This is a genomic window from Rohdeia mirabilis (assembly GCA_007750655.1).
Taxonomy (GTDB): domain Bacteria; phylum Planctomycetota; class UBA1135; order UBA1135.
On record CP036290.1, the window covers coordinates 175724 to 190899 of the forward strand.

At 70.6% G+C, this 15176-nt stretch carries 15 protein-coding genes; 10 read left to right on the forward strand and 5 right to left on the reverse strand.

Annotation, left to right across the window (positions count from 1 at the left end):
* Nucleotides 1–103 precede the first annotated feature (103 nt).
* Nucleotides 104–808: a hypothetical protein gene (locus Pla163_RS00670; RefSeq protein WP_145182032.1), complete on the reverse strand. Its 705-nt coding sequence runs from the start codon at nucleotides 806–808 to the stop codon at nucleotides 104–106.
* 142 nt (nucleotides 809–950) lie between these two features.
* Nucleotides 951–1307 carry a hypothetical protein gene (locus tag Pla163_RS00675; RefSeq protein WP_145182035.1) on the reverse strand — a complete coding sequence of 119 codons (357 nt, stop codon included), beginning with the start codon at nucleotides 1305–1307 and terminating at the stop codon, nucleotides 951–953.
* A gap of 97 nt (nucleotides 1308–1404) precedes the next feature.
* Between Pla163_RS00675 and Pla163_RS00680 the strand changes: the two genes are divergently transcribed.
* A complete protein-coding gene (locus tag Pla163_RS00680; protein WP_145182038.1) occupies nucleotides 1405–2160 on the forward strand; it encodes a hypothetical protein in 756 nt (251 codons plus the stop codon).
* Nucleotides 2161–2229: 69 nt separating this feature from the next.
* Here the strand turns inward: Pla163_RS00680 and Pla163_RS00685 are convergent, their stop codons facing one another.
* Complete coding sequence (locus tag Pla163_RS00685) at nucleotides 2230–3249, reverse strand: squalene/phytoene synthase family protein (RefSeq protein ID WP_145182041.1); 1020 nt, start codon at nucleotides 3247–3249, stop codon at nucleotides 2230–2232.
* A gap of 340 nt (nucleotides 3250–3589) precedes the next feature.
* Between Pla163_RS00685 and Pla163_RS00690 the strand changes: the two genes are divergently transcribed.
* The 8 genes from Pla163_RS00690 to Pla163_RS00725 all read left to right on the forward strand — a co-directional run bounded on the left by Pla163_RS00690 (nucleotide 3590) and on the right by Pla163_RS00725 (nucleotide 11292).
* Entirely contained in the window at nucleotides 3590–3826 is a 237-nt protein-coding gene (locus Pla163_RS00690; RefSeq protein ID WP_145182044.1) for a hypothetical protein, read from the forward strand.
* 3 nt (nucleotides 3827–3829) lie between these two features.
* The gene (locus Pla163_RS00695; RefSeq protein ID WP_145182047.1) at nucleotides 3830–4399 is read left to right on the forward strand and encodes a cytochrome c; all 570 of its coding nucleotides are present in this window, start codon (nucleotides 3830–3832) and stop codon (nucleotides 4397–4399) included.
* A 76-nt stretch (nucleotides 4400–4475) separates the two neighbouring features.
* Complete coding sequence (locus tag Pla163_RS00700; RefSeq protein ID WP_145182050.1) at nucleotides 4476–5699, forward strand: phosphopentomutase; 1224 nt, start codon at nucleotides 4476–4478, stop codon at nucleotides 5697–5699.
* A 34-nt stretch (nucleotides 5700–5733) separates the two neighbouring features.
* The gene (locus tag Pla163_RS00705; protein WP_145182053.1) at nucleotides 5734–7047 is read left to right on the forward strand and encodes a thymidine phosphorylase; all 1314 of its coding nucleotides are present in this window, start codon (nucleotides 5734–5736) and stop codon (nucleotides 7045–7047) included.
* Nucleotides 7048–7345: 298 nt separating this feature from the next.
* Nucleotides 7346–8599 (forward strand): NupC/NupG family nucleoside CNT transporter, encoded by a 1254-nt coding sequence (locus Pla163_RS00710; protein WP_145182056.1) that lies wholly within the window; start codon nucleotides 7346–7348, stop codon nucleotides 8597–8599.
* A 60-nt stretch (nucleotides 8600–8659) separates the two neighbouring features.
* On the forward strand, nucleotides 8660–9070 hold the full coding sequence (locus Pla163_RS00715; protein ID WP_145182059.1) for a hypothetical protein: 411 nt from the start codon (nucleotides 8660–8662) through the stop codon (nucleotides 9068–9070).
* Nucleotides 9071–9177: 107 nt separating this feature from the next.
* On the forward strand, nucleotides 9178–9996 hold the full coding sequence (locus Pla163_RS00720; RefSeq protein ID WP_419186166.1) for a purine-nucleoside phosphorylase: 819 nt from the start codon (nucleotides 9178–9180) through the stop codon (nucleotides 9994–9996).
* A gap of 189 nt (nucleotides 9997–10185) precedes the next feature.
* The gene (locus tag Pla163_RS00725; RefSeq protein WP_145182068.1) at nucleotides 10186–11292 is read left to right on the forward strand and encodes a hypothetical protein; all 1107 of its coding nucleotides are present in this window, start codon (nucleotides 10186–10188) and stop codon (nucleotides 11290–11292) included.
* A gap of 23 nt (nucleotides 11293–11315) precedes the next feature.
* On the opposite strand, the gene Pla163_RS00730 is transcribed toward Pla163_RS00725, so the two are convergent.
* Nucleotides 11316–12425 carry a DNA adenine methylase gene (locus Pla163_RS00730; protein WP_145182073.1) on the reverse strand — a complete coding sequence of 370 codons (1110 nt, stop codon included), beginning with the start codon at nucleotides 12423–12425 and terminating at the stop codon, nucleotides 11316–11318.
* A 129-nt stretch (nucleotides 12426–12554) separates the two neighbouring features.
* Nucleotides 12555–12728: a hypothetical protein gene (locus Pla163_RS18545; RefSeq protein WP_419186167.1), complete on the reverse strand. Its 174-nt coding sequence runs from the start codon at nucleotides 12726–12728 to the stop codon at nucleotides 12555–12557.
* Nucleotides 12729–13758: 1030 nt separating this feature from the next.
* Here Pla163_RS18545 and Pla163_RS00735 point away from each other — a divergent pair.
* The gene (locus Pla163_RS00735) at nucleotides 13759–15168 is read left to right on the forward strand and encodes an amidohydrolase family protein (protein WP_145182076.1); all 1410 of its coding nucleotides are present in this window, start codon (nucleotides 13759–13761) and stop codon (nucleotides 15166–15168) included.
* Nucleotides 15169–15176 lie beyond the last annotated feature (8 nt).

Below are 15176 nucleotides of genomic sequence, written 5' to 3' on the forward strand. Positions count from 1 at the left end.
GAAGCTCACGACACTCTACGACCTGATTCGCGCGCCGATCGTGAGGCTCGCAGCGCGAGCGTTCCATCGCGCTGTACGAAGGCCTGTCGAGTCCTTCAGACACTCAGCGGGGCTTGCCGATCCAGTCCGACGAGATCTTGCCGATCTCGTTACCGGCCGCGTCGTATCCGATGATGGTCGCGCCGCCGTCGATCGGCACCCACTCCACGATGCCCGGCATTTCGTAATTCTCGAGCGATTCGGCCATCGTGTTCGATTGATGGTCGAAGTAGGCCTGTGTGGCGGAGACCTGGATGCTCAGTTCTCTCAGCTCGCGAAGTTCGGGAGTCGCGTTGACCGAGAGATCGACGTATCGAATGTCCGCGTACCGCTCCCAAGGCAAGTCCGGGTCCTGGACGATGTAGGTGCCGGGGTCGGAGCTGAAACGCTCGCGAGCCTCATCGATCGTGAGGTGTTCGCGCGCAAAGACCGGAACGGCGCTCAGGAGTTCGCGTTCGATGGCGGCTGCTCGATCCTTGGTCTGGCGGACCACCGTCAAGATTGCGTCGAAGTCGAGCGTGTCGAGATCGACTTGGCCGATCGGGACGCCATCGACGACGACTGCATCACCGATCAAAGGAAAGCTGTCTTGAACCGTCGTCGACTCGCCCTGGTTGACGTCGATCTGGGAATCGCCTCGCATCGGCGAATCCACCTCAGCGCTTCGTGGTGCCTCCCGTCGCGAATCGGCGAGCTCGATCCCGTCGAGGCGCGTTTCCGCGTAGCTCGCGCGGTCGGAGTCGGCCGCGATCGGATCCAGGTCCGTCACTCGAGGGTCTGGACGCTGCACGAGATGCATAACGACCGCGCCGAGCACGGCTCCTAGAAGAACGGCAGCCACTGTGGACTGAGTACGTGTGTTCGTCATCTTGGTATCAGACCTGGCTGCCGTTCTTCGTCGCTTCTCTGCTCTACAGGCCGGTGCACTCCGTGCAGCCACGCGTCACCGTCGCATCCGACCAGTTCCAGATGTAACCGCCCGGCGTCGCATGACCCAGCCCTCCATCAGGATCGAAGTCCGCCGTCGGCACGCAGTCGAAGCTCCAAGGGCTCGGGCACTCGTCCCGGAGGCACGTGATGTTCCTCCTGTAGTAGGCCTTGTAGCGAGCAATGTGGTAGTTCTCGTCGTCCGCGTCGAAGCCGTCGTCCTGAGCCTGCTGGTCGGTCACCGCAGAGATGACGCGGTGGCCGATCGCGAACGTACTCGTCCTGCCACACTCGGCCTCGATCGAAGCCGGAGGGTGATCGAGTCGCGAAGTGTTACCCATGTGCCCGGACAGATCTGTTACCTATGTGCCGGGTTGCACAGTTCACATGCGCACGATGGCGCGACGCCGCCCCTCTACTTCGTTCGATGCCTACCTAATGAAGTCCATTCTCTTGGTCGCGATCGCACTGGTGGCCGCCACATGCCTTGCCGTTCTTGCGTTCCGTGGTGATTCGATGCCACTGAGGGCCGGGCCTGGAGCGGCCGAGCCTAGTGCTCTGTCTGGCAACGGGTCACCTCAGGAAGGCACGGTGGAGTTGGCTCAGGTGGAGGGTGATGGGTCGATCCGAGGGCTAGTCGGGGAATCGGTCGAGCCTGCTGGCAGCATAGGTGCGGCTGGGGGCGATGAGCCCGAGTCGTCGCTTCCTGAGCTAGACAGGCTGTTCGATTTCGATGGTCTCGCCCCCAGCGACTTGCAGATCGAGAAATTGGAGGACGAAGCGTTCGCTCGGCTGCGCAGTTCATTCCTGACGTTTACATGGGAGACCGAGCGCAAATTGGTTGAGCGAGCAATGAGTCTCGGCCAGCAGCCCGGCTCGCGGGAGGAGGCGAGAACGCTCTTCGCTGCCACGCCAGAGTTGTACTTCGTTCGAGAGCAGATCAGCCCCGGAGCAGAGGGGAATGGGTACTACGTGATCTGGCCCGACGGCCAGTCGCTTACGCGAGAGTTGAGGGAGTTCTCGATGAGCCTGGTCCTCAACGAGCGAGTAGATGGGCGGATGCGAGCCAATGCGGAGGCAAAGGGTGTGGTGGAGTGGGAGAGTCAGCTTCATGGTGCTCTCAACATCGGCTACGACGCCTTGGGCAACCCGATCACCAAGATGACTCTCAACTGGGCCGGAGTCCCGCTGTAGACGCCCGATTGGTTCATTCAAATCCCGCGTGGTCGGTGGGCGTCTGATCAGTGATTGGGGAGTTGCTGCTCACCCCAACCCCCGATACGACTCCGGACCCGCCAATCGCGCCAGGCTCGACCAACTCGCCCGCGGTCCCGAGACCGGCATCGCCGTGGTCAAGAAGCGCGCCCGCTCGATCCGTTCCAACGCGCTATCGATGCCGGCCAACCAGACGGCCACGGTGCGGCCGCGGGCCAGGCCCACTTCGCTGACCAAAGGCCAGGCTTTCGCGCACAAACCGCGCACGAAGCCGACCTGCGACGCGATCAGTTCGGCCCAACGCGGATCGTCGGGGCGCTCGGCCAGGTCCACGGCGGTCAAACCGAGGCGCGCGAGCTCGTCCATCGGAAGCACCAATCGCCCGGCGGCAAGCGCGGCACTCGGATCGGCGGTCCAGCACGTCAGGCGCTCGGCCACCAGGCCCGCTTCCATGCGCGCGATTCGCTGCTCGAGCGCGCGCGCGGGATCGAGGCGGCCCTCGGCGCGACGACCGGTCGACCCCGCGCCGAAGTCTTCGCCCAACCGCTCCACCGCCGCTCGCCGCAAGCGCGCCCCCACGCTCGGCCGCGCGTCCCAGGCCTCGAGCACCGCCGTCGCCGCACCGCCCGACCAGGCGAGCGCTCGCTCGGCCAGCTCGCGCCGCGTGGAGAAGGCGCCGCCGCGCTCCAGGGCCCGCGCGGCTCCCAGCGCTCCGTCCAGATCGTCCGCCGACCACGCGCCCTGGCCCAGCGACCAGGCCAACCCGCGACCCAGGACCGTCGTCGCTCCGCCTCCACCCGACCCAGCGCCACTTGCCCCGCCGCCACCCGCTCCACCGTCCCGCGCCCGACCGAGCACCGCGGCCAACGCACCCAACGGGACCCCCGGGTCGTGCTCGAGCAAGTGCAGCCACGCCAACGCGGGCGCCAGCAAGGGATCGCGCCAGGGCTGACCGGGCAACAGGTTGGCGACTCGATCGGCGCCCATCCCGAACGCGCGCCCACGCTCGCCGGCGACCAGGCGTACACAGGCCCGCGCGGCGTCGAGGCCGGTGACGTCCGCCGTCATCAGCAGGGCGGCGCTCGCTCGGCGCGGCTCGGGCAGCTGTTCAGGCAGCGGCTCGGCGACGTCGGAGCGCTCGCGATCACGGCTCCGACCGACAGCCCGATCGCGATCCTCATCTCGCTCGGGCCCCCGCTCGCCACCCCGACCACGCCCCGCGCGACCCTCGCTCTCTCCTCCTTCTTCTCGCTGTTCAGCTCGCACGGGTGTGGGGCCGCCTTGCGACCCGCTCGCGGCCGGTTGTACCTTCTCCCGGCCGTCCGATCCGTGGGCGCGCACAACGGGTGTCTCGGCCGGACGAGTCCGCCGACCCGCTGTTCCCCCACCCCGAACCCACCGATCCCCCGTGGCCAGTTTCCGCATCGAGCTCGACGAGCCCAACAACATCGTCCTGGTCATGGTCACCGAGGACGACGGCAGCGAGCACGACTACCAGTTCGACTTCGATCCGCGCTCGGGGCGCTGGGAGTTCAGCGAGCGCGACCTGCTCGAGCGCGACTTCGGCGAGGAGTGGGCCGACGAGATGGAGGAGTCCATCGAGAAGACCATCCGCGGCGTCGTGGATCGGGACGGGGGCAGCTGATCCATGGCGCGCACCGGTCTGTTCGCCTGCATCGCCGTGGCCGCGGTCCTCGTGGCCTGCGGGGACTCGGAACCGACCGGTGACGGCGGAGCGAGCGGTACCGGCTCGGGCAGCGGAACAGGCTCGGCCAACGTCGGACCCACCGGGCCGACGCGCCCGGATCCCGACGCGCCGACGTCCCCCGACCAGATCATGATCGAGCCGGCGGTCGAGGCGCTCGGCGCCGACAGCGGCCGCGACATGGCGCTGCTCGAGCTGATGATCCGCCTGAACGCCGTGCACTTCGGCATGGAGCCGCACATCCGCGACCGCGAACGGTTCGAGGACCTGGCCGCCGCCGCCGACGTGATCGCCGGCATGTGCGAGGAGCCCGCGTTCGTGAACTACACGTCCCTCGACGAGTTCCAGCGCGACCCGACCCGCTTCGACGAGCTGCACACGCTGCTGCGCGAGTCGTCGCAGAAGGCGGCCACCGCGGCACGGGCGGGGGACGTCGAAGGGCTGTTCCAGGCCTACACGGCCATGGACGCGTCCTGCACGGCGTGCCACAAGCGCTACGCTCCGCTGGACTGAGTGGCAGGATGGTGGGCGCGGCCCGCTCCTGACCGCCCGATCCTGGCGGCCCAGCGCGTCGCCCACCCGACCCCCCATGTCCGAAGCCACCGACCGCCGCGTGTTCTGCCTCGTGCTCGACTCATTGGGGGTCGGCGCGCTGCCCGACGCGGCGAGCTTCGGCGACGCGGGATCGCACACGCTCGACCACCTGCTCGCCGCGGCCGGTGACGTGCGGCTGCCGAACCTCGAAGCCGCAGGACTCGGCCGCATCGCCGGCGTCCACGGTCCGCGCAGCGTCGAGCGCGCGCGCGGTGGGTTCGGTCGCATGGCCGAGCGCTCGCCGGGCAAGGACACGTCCACCGGGCACTGGGAGATGATGCAGTGCCCGCTCGAGCGCCAGTTCCCGGTGTATCCGGACGGATTCGGTGACGACGTGCTGGGTCCGTTGATCGAACGCACCGGCGTGCCGGGCGTCCTGTGCAACGCGGCGGCCTCGGGCACCGAAGTGATCGACCGCCTCGGCGCCGAGCACCTCGCGACGGGCAAGCCGATCGTCTACACGAGCGCCGACAGCGTGCTGCAGGTCGCCGCGCACGCCGAACACTTCGGACTCGAGCGGCTGTACGCCTTCTGCGAAGTGGCGCGCGACATCACGCGCGACGCGGGACTGGGACGCGTGATCGCGCGGCCGTTCGTCGGCGAGGTCGGCAGCTTCCAGCGCACCTACGACCGCAAGGACTACTCGCTCGATCCGCCGCGCGCGACGACGCTCGATCGCCTGGTCGCCGCCGGGCGCGAAGTGGTCGGCGTGGGCAAGATCGGCGACATCTTCGCGGACCGCGGGGTGACGCGTTCGATCCACACCGAGGGCAACGCGGACGGGCTCGAGCACACGCTCGAGGTGGCGAAGGACCTGGCCGGCGGCGGCTTCTGCTTCGTCAACCTCGTCGACTTCGACATGCTGTTCGGGCACCGCCGCGACGCGCTCGGCTATGCGCGCGCGCTCGAGACGTTCGACGCCTGGATGCCCAAGCTCGACGCGTTGCTGCGGCCGGGCGACCTGGTCCTTCTGACCGCCGACCACGGCAACGATCCGACGTTCATGGACGGAACGGACCACACGCGCGAGTACGTGCCGATCCTGGCCTACGGGGCGCGCGACGGCAGCGAATCGGCCGCCGACGTGGATCTTGGCACGCGCGCGTCGTTCGCGGACGTGGGCGCGACCGTGATCGAGTGGTTGGGGCTCGAGGCCGAAGCCGACGCACCCGGACGCTCGTTCGCGGCAGATCTGCGCGGCGCGCGCGCCAAGGCTTGATCGGCGACTCGAACGACCCTCGACCACCGCTCCGATGTCCGCTGCCAACCCGCTCCCCGATCCGCGCTCGATCATCGAGACCAAGCGCGACGGACGGACGCTGAGCAGCGAGCAGATCGACGCCTTCTTCGCGCAGCTCGCCGACGGCCGCGCCGAGCCGTACCACGCGACCGCGCTGTTGATGGCCGTGTTCCTGAACGGGATGCGGCCGGCCGAGCTCGAGCACTGGACGCGCGCGATGCTGCACTCGGGCGACGTGCTGTCGTTCGCGGGGCTCGACAAGCCGGTGGTGGACAAGCACTCGACCGGCGGGATCGGCGACAAGGCGTCGCTGCCGCTCGCACCGCTGCTGGCGTCGGTGGGGCTCGCCGTGCCGATGATCTCGGGGCGTGGACTCGGACACACGGGCGGGACCTTGGACAAGCTCGAAGCGATCACCGGCTTCAGCACCGCCGTCGAACCCGCCGCGTTCCGCCCCGCGCTCGAGGACGTCGGCGTCGTCTTCGCCGGCCAGACCGAACGCATCGCGCCGGCCGACCGCACGCTCTACGCGCTGCGCGACGTCACCGGATTGGTCGAGTCGATCCCCCTGATCGCCAGCTCGATCCTGTCGAAGAAGCTGGCCGAAGGTCTCGACGCGCTGGTGCTCGACGTGAAGTTCGGCAGCGGCGCGTTCCTGCCCGAGCACGAGCGCGGCGCCGAACTCGCGCGCACGATGGTGACCTTGGCCGAGGGCTTCGGCGTGCGCACGTCAGCCCTGCGCACGAACATGGACCGGCCGCTGGGGCTCGCGATCGGGCACACGCTCGAGGTCGCCGAATCGGTGGCGTGCCTGCGCGGCGGGGGACCGGCCGACCTGCGCGAGTTGGTGCTCGCTCTGGGCGCCGAACTGGTCGTCGCGACCGACCTCGAGCCCGATCTCGAACGCGCCACCGCGCGCCTCGCCACCGCGCTCGACGACGGCAGCGCGCTCGAACGCTTCGTGCGCGTCGTCGAACGCCAGGGCGGCGATCCGCGCCTGATCGAGGACCCGTCGCGTCTGCCCGCCGCGCCGTCGATCCATGTGATCGAAGCCACCGCGGCCGGCCACCTGCGCTTCGACGACCTGCGCGCCGTCGGAGCCACCGTCGCCGCGCTGGGTGGCGGACGCCGCAAGGTCACCGACCGCATCGACCTCTGCGTCGGCCTCGAGTTCACCGTGGCCGAGGACGCGCGCGTCGAGGTCGGCCAACCGCTGTGCCTGGTCCACCACGCGGGGACCGGACTCGACGAGGCGCGTGCGCTGTTGTCGCGCGCCTTCCACGTGGCCGATCGGCCGCGCAACGCTCCGCTCGTCGTGCGCGATTGACGCGCGCCCGCGACCTCGCGAGTCGCGCGCCTTCGATCGAGTGGGCGTTCGGTGGGCCGCGTTCCAACAGAGCTACGCTCGGGCCGCGACGGACGGAATCGGCGCTCGACGGACCCATTGAGGTCTGGCACGCTCCGACTCCGATCGACGCGCTGCGAGCCGGCGCGACCTGATCGATCGCGCGTTCGACCCGCTACCGTCCGATTCTCGACGACTCGACCCGACGCACGGAACGTTCTGCGACTCGGGCACCTCGTGGCCAGTCCCGGCGCGCCCTCGACCTCTCGCGGCCCACACCATGCTCATCGCCCGCGCCTTCCTCGGCCTCGCCCTGTTCTGCTTCTTCGCGTGGCTCGTGTCGTCGAACCGGCGCGCGTTCCCGTGGCGGGTGGTGATCGGCGGACTGATCCTGCAGTTCGCGCTGGGCATCTGGACCCAGACCACCGAGTCGGGCCGCGCGTTCTTCAGCAGCATCGCCGAGCTCGCGAAGAAGCTGATCGCGATGGCCGAACCGGGCGCGCAGCTCGTGTTCGGGCCGCTCGCGAACTTCGAAGCGATGGCCGAGGTCTTCGGCCCCGACAACGCGTTCGTGTTCGCCTTCGCCGGCACCGGACTCGCGGCGATCCTTTTCTTCTCGGCGCTGATGGCCGTGCTCTACCACCTGGGGATCATGCAGATCCTCGTGTGGCTGCTGGCGCGCGTGCTCAGCGGCGTACTGGGCGTCAGCGGCGCCGAGGCGATGGCGATGGCCGCCAACGTGTTCGTCGGGCAGACCGAGGCGCCGTTGGTCGTGCGCCCTTACCTGGCGAAGATGACCATGAGCGAGCTGAACGCGCTCATGACGGGCGGATTCGCCACGATCGCCGGGTCCGTTCTCGCGATCTACATGGGGTTGATCGGCGACGAGCTCGGTCCGCACCTGTTGACGGCGTCGGTGATGTCGGCGCCGGCCGCCTTCCTGATGGCGAAGATCATGCTGCCCGAGACCCAGGTGTCGGCGACGGGCGGCAAGCCGCAGCTGCGCTTCGAGCGCACGGCGTCCAACGTCGTCGAAGCGGCCGCCCAGGGCACGACCGACGGGCTCAAGCTGTGGCTGAACGTGATCGCGATGCTGATCGCGTTCACGGCGCTCGTCCAGTTCGTGAACTGGCCGCTCGAGGCCTGGACCGGCCTGAACCTGAACGACGTGTTCGGCTACGTGTTCGCACCGGTGGCCTGGATCATGGGCGTCGAGGGCTGGCACGACTGTCAGATGCTCGGCTCGCTCCTGGGCTTCAAGATCGCCGTCAACGAGTTCGTGGCCTTCGACCAGATGCACACGCTGCTGGCCCAGACCGGCGAAGCCACGTTCGAACACACGCGCACCGCGAAGATGGCGGCCTACTCGTTGTGCGGCTTCGCGAACTTCGCGTCGATCGGCATCCAGATCGGCGGGCTCGGCGCGCTGGTGCCCGAGCGACGCGCGGACCTGGCGAAGCTGGCCGTGCGCGCGATGATCGGCGGCGCCTGCGCGTCCTGGATGACGGCAACGGTGGCCGGCGTCTTCGTCTGAGAGCCCCTTCGTCCAAGGGCCCGCATGAATCGCAGCGCGCGTTCGGCGTAGGCTCTCGGGATGCTCGACGATCTTCTCCGACCGATGACGGCGCGCATGGAGGACGTGCGCGATCTCCAGCGCCGAACGCAACTGGCACGGCGCCGCGCCAACCGCCGCTCGCGACTCCAGCACGAGCGGATCGCCGTGCTCGAAGCGCGGCTCGACTACTTCGGACTGGTGCTGGCGGCGGTGCTGCAGGAGCTGGAGACCCAGGGCTCGCTGACGCGCGAACGCCTCCAGCAGGTGATGGGTGAGCTCGACGGCAGCGACGGCCAGCACGACGGTCGCTACGACCCGTCGTCCGCGCCGACGAATGCGCCCGAGCAGGGCCTGGCGCAGAGTTTCGGCCACGCGACGCCGCGTTCGCCCGGCGGGACGTCCGAGGACTCGATCGCGCCCGTGGTGCGTCGTCGTCGGCGGCGGCGCTGACACCGCCGGCCACCATCGGCGACCACCGTCGCGCGCGCGGCGCCGTTCACACCGGTCGCGCGATCGGCGCGTGCGTCCACTGCGGCCGTGCGGCTACCGTGCAGCCCGTGGACACCGCCCAGACCCTCGATCGCGCCGCACGGATCGCCGACACCCTCCGCGAGCAGGGGGTCGAGCAGGTGGATCTCCTCGCCGTGCTCGGTTCGGGCCTGGGCGGCGTGGCCGACGCGCTTGACGGCGCCCGTTCGATCCCGTTCGATCGGATCGAGGACCTGCCGCGCAGCACCGTGCCCGGCCACGCCGGCGAGTTCCGCGTCGGTCGGCTCGACGGACGGACCGTGCTGGTGCAGTGCGGGCGCGTGCATCTCTACGAAGGGCACCATCCGCGCGCGGTGACGTTGGCGGTGCGCGCGGCGGCCCAGCTCGGCGCGTCGCACCTGTTCCTGACGAACGCCTCGGGTTGTCTGCGAACGGAGTGGGCGCCGGGCACGTGGATGCGCATCGCCGACCAGCTCGATCTGCAGGCCGGCCCGGCACTGCTCGCGACCGAACGTTCCAGCGGCACGCCCTGGTGCGCCGAGCTCGGGCGCCGCATCGACGCGTTCGCCGAGCGCAACGGTCTCGCCTGGCCGTCGGGCGTCTACGCGGGGCTCGTCGGGCCGACCTACGAGACGCCGTCGGAGGTGCGCGCGCTCCAGGCGTTCGGCGCGGACGCGGTCGGGATGAGCACGGTCAAGGAGGCGGCGGTCGGGCACGCGCTCGGTCTGCGGGTCGCGGGCCTGAGTTGCCTGACGAACCTCGCCGCCGGCCTCGCGCCCGGTGTGTTGGCGCACGAGGAGGTGGTGGACGTGGGCGGTGCGGCGGCCGCGCGTCTGGCGACCGTGTTGCCGGACCTGTTCCGCGCGCTGCTCGCCGCGGACGCCTGACGCGCGCGAGGGCGGACGGCGCGGAACGCTCGGGGCTCGCAGGGCTGTGCGCGGCCCTCGTCCACCGGCTCTGGTGCGCGTCGCTCGCGAAAGATCTCGACCGACCTGACACCAGGCGCGGTACGCGGCGGTCCCCCGGGGTGGGCGGGGGGCGGGAGGGTGGGCTACAAGTTCTGTCCCGCACCGGCCATGACGATCCTCCGCACCCCCCGACCGACGCCCCGTGGCCGCGCCCAGGGCTCCGGCATCCTGGCCACCGCGATCCTCGCGACGCTCGCCGCCGCACCCGCCGCCGCTCAGGAAGGGGGCGCACAGCCGCCCAGCGCCGCCGAGGAGAGCCTCGAGTCCACCTGGCGCCAGGTGCTCGGCACCCAGGCCACCGCCGAGGAGCGCACGGCCGACGACGCGCGCCGGGACGGGACCGAGCGCATCGAGCCGGTGCCGCCCGTGCAGCCCGACCGCCGCGGTGAGGACTGGCGCTACGACGTGTCCATCGGCGGCACGCAGCTCGCGCGGACCGGCTTCGACACGGCGGCCGGCGACGTCGAGCGGCGCACCTACACCCTCGGCGTCGACGCGACGGTCGGCGGTCGCGACGGCTTCTGGCGTCTGGGCTACGAGTTCGAGAACCACGTCTACCGCTTCGCCGGTGCCACGGGCCTTCTGCCCGGCACCTCGTCGCCCGTCGAGTCGCTCGGCGTGCACCGCTTCGGCGTGACGCGACGCACGCGCCTGTCGGAGAGCTGGCACGGGACCGTGGCGGCGGGGATCGACCTCGCGCTCGAGAACGGCGCCGACATCGGCGACTCCATGACGTGGCGTCTCGCGGCGTTGCTCGGCTACGAGGTCCACGAGGACCTGTCGATCGAGTTCGGTCTGTTCGCGCGCGATCGCCTCGAGGACGACCTCTTGGCCGTGCCGGTGATCGGCGTCAACTGGCGGATCGACGAGGGCACGCGTCTCGCCTTCGACGGCCGCGGCCTGACGTTGTCGCACGCCTACGAGGACGGCGCTCGCGTGTTCACCCGCGCGGCCTACGAGAACCGCCAGTTCCGACTCGACGACACGGGACCGAACCCCGGCGGATCGTTCGCGGACTCGGCTTTCACGGCGATCGTCGGCATGGACTTCGACGCCGGCATCGCGCCCGACTCCCTGGCCACCTCGCGCATCGAGATCTACGCCGGCGCGGTGCTCGGCCGCGAGCTCGAGTTCCGCGCGGACGGCCAGCGCGTGGGCGGTGCCGACGCCGATCCCGGCGCGGTCTTCGGTCTGCGCGTCGAACTCGGGCTGTAGGGGCGCGCTCGGTTCCGCGTCGCTCAGCGCGCGGGGAGCGCCATCTGCGCCGCCGCTTCCTTGGTCCCACCGGTCGGCGCGTTCGCCACGCTCTCCCACGGCACGTTCGGCCACGCGACGTCGCCCTTCGCGAGCAGGAACAGGTACTCGCGGTTCGCCACGTGACTCGTGCGACCGACGCGGCGGCCTTCACCGTCGTGGATGCCGATGCGTGCGCCGATGTAGCGCGGACGCGCGATCGAACACTCTTCGAACCGGCCGAGTGAACCCAGCAGCGTGCGCAGACGCGCGAGGTCGACGAAACCCTCGTCGGAGAACGACAGCACCACGTACGGCGCGCGTGCACCGGCGAGCACCGTGCGCAACGCGTCCTCGCACTCGCGCCGCAGATTGAAGGCGCTGCGTCGTTCGCGACAGTCCGTGCGCTTGTGCGCGACGCCGTAGGTGGGCGGATCGTCGTTCAGGACGATCGTCTCCCACACGTGGTAGTTGTTGACGTACTTGTGTTGGTTGTAGGGCGGGTCGACGTACACGAGATCGCCCTCGAGTTCGTCCACGCATGCACACGCGTCCGCTCGCGTCGCGCGACCGGCGCCGGCGGCGGCGCGCGGCAACAACTCGGGAACGCGCAGCACGAGCGGCTTGTGCGACCGCGGCGACCAGCGCTTCAAGTACGCCATCTGCACGCCCGTCGTCGAGTCGACGCGATCGGCCGCTTCGAGCAGCGCCGTCAACAGGACCGCTTCGAGCTCGGGTTCGAGACACCACTCAGCGATCGCGCGCCGCACGCGGTCGATCCGCCGCCCGTTCGCCGGTTGGAAGTAGCGGCCCTGCTCGCAGAAGGTGGTCGTGACGTAGCCGACCTCACCTTCGAGCGAGTTCAGTTCGTCGATCAGCCGCTCGGCCCGGTCGTGCCACGTCTCGTGGTCGGCCTGCACGTAGCAGCGAGCGAGAACCTCGGCGTAGGCCGCTTCGTCGTTCGCGAGCACCCGTTGGCCGCGGCGCTTGAGCGCGTGACCGATCCGCGACGTCCCCGAGAACAGATCCACCGACGTGCGCACTCCGGGCAGCGCGTCGACGAGGCGCACGATCGCCGGCAGGAGTGCGCGCTTGGATCCGAGGTACTTGATCACGCCCCACTTGTCGCACCTGGCTCGACGCGGCGCCACGGTCGCGCGGCTCGGCGGTCGCGTGGTGGGAGCGGGCGGTGCGCCGCGCGCTTCGATTCGGTCGGTGAGCGGCCGTCGGCCGCGCACTCGCACTCAACGGCGCGGGCGCAGCGCGAGGACCTGGCGTCCGATCCGCGCCACGTCGTCCTCGCCCTCGAGCTGGGTCGCCCCGCACACCGCCGCGCCGCCACCCGCTCGCGCCGCGTCCACCGCTCGCACCAGGTCGAGCACCCGATCCTCGAGCCTGCGACCCGGGTCCAGGGCCACGACCAGCGTCGGCCGACCGCCGTCCGCCCGGTCCGTCCCCGCGGGCAGGTCGCTCCACCTGGGCGCGGTTCCCGCGCTCCGCGTCGCGAGTGGCGCACCGCCCTGGGCCTGCGTGGAGCCGCGCGGGGGAGAGGGGAAGGGCGCCCCGGGCTCCTCGCGGCAGGTGGAGCAGACCACCAGCCGCAGGCCGGGGCGCTCCGGTGGCCGAACGGGCTCGAGCAGGAGGGCCCACAGTCGGCTGCCGTCCGGGGCTCGGAAACCGAGCTCGATGGCCCGCCGATCCGCCCCCCAGGCCCCGTCCAGGGGTGTTCGACGCAGTTGGAGCTCCGTCCGATCGAGCTCCGCGAGCCGCTGGCACCAGAACGACCGGTCGAACAGGAATGGCGTCGGGGCGGGTCGATCCACGGGCGGCGGGAGGGCGGGCTGGGCGGCGCAGCGAAACGGGGCGGTCGGTTCCCGGTGCTCGACAGCTCGGGTCGACCCTCGGTTCAAGATTCGGGCCGCCCGAACCTGACCGAGAGCGTCGTAGGAGCGGCCACCGAACGCCGGCCCCCGGCGAAACCCGGCGGTTCACGAGATCCGTGGGCGCGACGCCTTCCGCAAATCGCGCCGCTGCCCTAGAACGGGGTCCCCGCTGCGGTCCCAATTTCCGGTCATCTGACCCCCCGTCCTTGGGAATGACCGCTCTGGGGTCGCGTAATGCGGCGGTCTGATCGACGGGGAGGGGTCCGTCGTGCCTGGACCGCTCCCACCGGTTCGGGCCCTCGGACACGGCCCGCGCTCGACCTTCGGGTCCTGCACGGCCTCGTTCACGGAAGGCCTCGTTCACAGCCGGCCTCGATCGTTCGCGATCGCCCACTTCTCCGTCGGCCCTCGTCCCACCCCCTCCCGCTCCACCTCCCCAGGACCTGCCGCGCGACCCGCGCGTGGCGCCAGGGAACGGAACGGCCCTCTTCGATCCACTCCGCCCCCGGCCCTCGCGGCCGCCGGCGGAACCCACGTCCTTCGCGTCCCCGCGCCCCGTTCCCTCATGCGATCGATCGCGACCCCGCTGGCGCCCCTCGTCGTCGCCGCAGGCCTCTTCGCCGCCACGCCGGTCCTCTCGGCGTCCGCCGTCGACCCCCTCGAGCCGACCTTCGCCCAGGAAGAGGAGGCCGCGCCCGCCGAGGAGCCGGCCCTGCTCGCCATCCGCGCCGCGCGGCTCATCGTCGCGCCCGGCCGCGAGATCGAGAACGCGATCGTCCTCGTGCGCGGCGACGTCATCCAGGCGGTCGGCGCGGACGTCGCGATCCCCGAGGGCACCGAGACGGTCGACGCACCGGTGGTCTGCGCCGGCTTCGTCGACGCCTGGTCCGCGCTCGGTCTGGACCGCGGCAGCCTCTTCGATCGCTCGACCCGTCCTTCCACGTCGAGCGTCGACGGACTCGAGGTCTACGGCGACGACTACCTGCGCGACGCCGCCCTCCAAGCGGGTGTGACCACCGTCCGCTCCCAGATCGGTCTCGCGGGCAACGTCCACGGCACCAGCGTCGCCCTGCGCCTGTTCCCGGATCTCTCCGACGAGCGCGCCGTCCTCGACCCGGACGCCGCGCTCGCGATGCAAGTGCTCGGCAACGACGCGCTCGATCGCATCGGCAACGTCGACCGCCTGCTCGGACAGCTCGAGAGCGGCGCCGCCTACCTCAAGGCCCAGCGCAAGTACGCCGCGGACCTCGCCGAGTGGGAGAAGAAGATCGCCGAGCTCGAGGAGGAGCTCGAGAAGGACTTCAAGAAGAAGAAGAAGGACCGCGACAAGGAGGTCGCCGAGGCCGAGGAGGAAGGTAAGGAGTACAAGGAGGAGCGCTACAAGGAGGACAAGAAGCCTCGCGCCCCCCGCTTCGACGCCGACAGCGAGGTGCTCGGCGCCGTCGCCGAGGGCGAACTGCCGCTGATCCTCGAGCTGCACCGCATCCCCGAGATGCGCACGCTCCTGCGCCGTTTGCCCGAGTTCGGTCGCGTGCGTCCGATCCTCGCGGGTGTCAGCGACGCGCGCTTCGTGGCCGACGAACTGGCCGCCGCCGGCGTGGTCGTCATCGTGAACCCGACGACCCAGGGCGAGGGCGGTGCCTTCGGTTCCAACCACCTCGAGCTCGCCGCCGATCTGGACGAGGCCGGGGTCGAGGTGCTCTTCGGGTCGGGTGGCCGCGACGCTTCGGCGACCGCCGCTCTGCCGTTGCTCGCCGCGCGGGCCGTCGCCCACGGCCTCTCGCCCGAGAAGGCCCTCTACGCGCTCACGCTCGGGCCCGCGCGCGCCCTCGATCTGGCCGACCGCATCGGTTCGGTCGAAGTGGGCAAGCAGGCCGACCTGCTGCTGCTCTCCGGCGACCCGCTCTCCGCCACGACGCGCGTCCAGCACGTGCTCATCGCCGGCGAGAAGGTCCTGAGCGCCGACGCGCGCTGACCGCGACG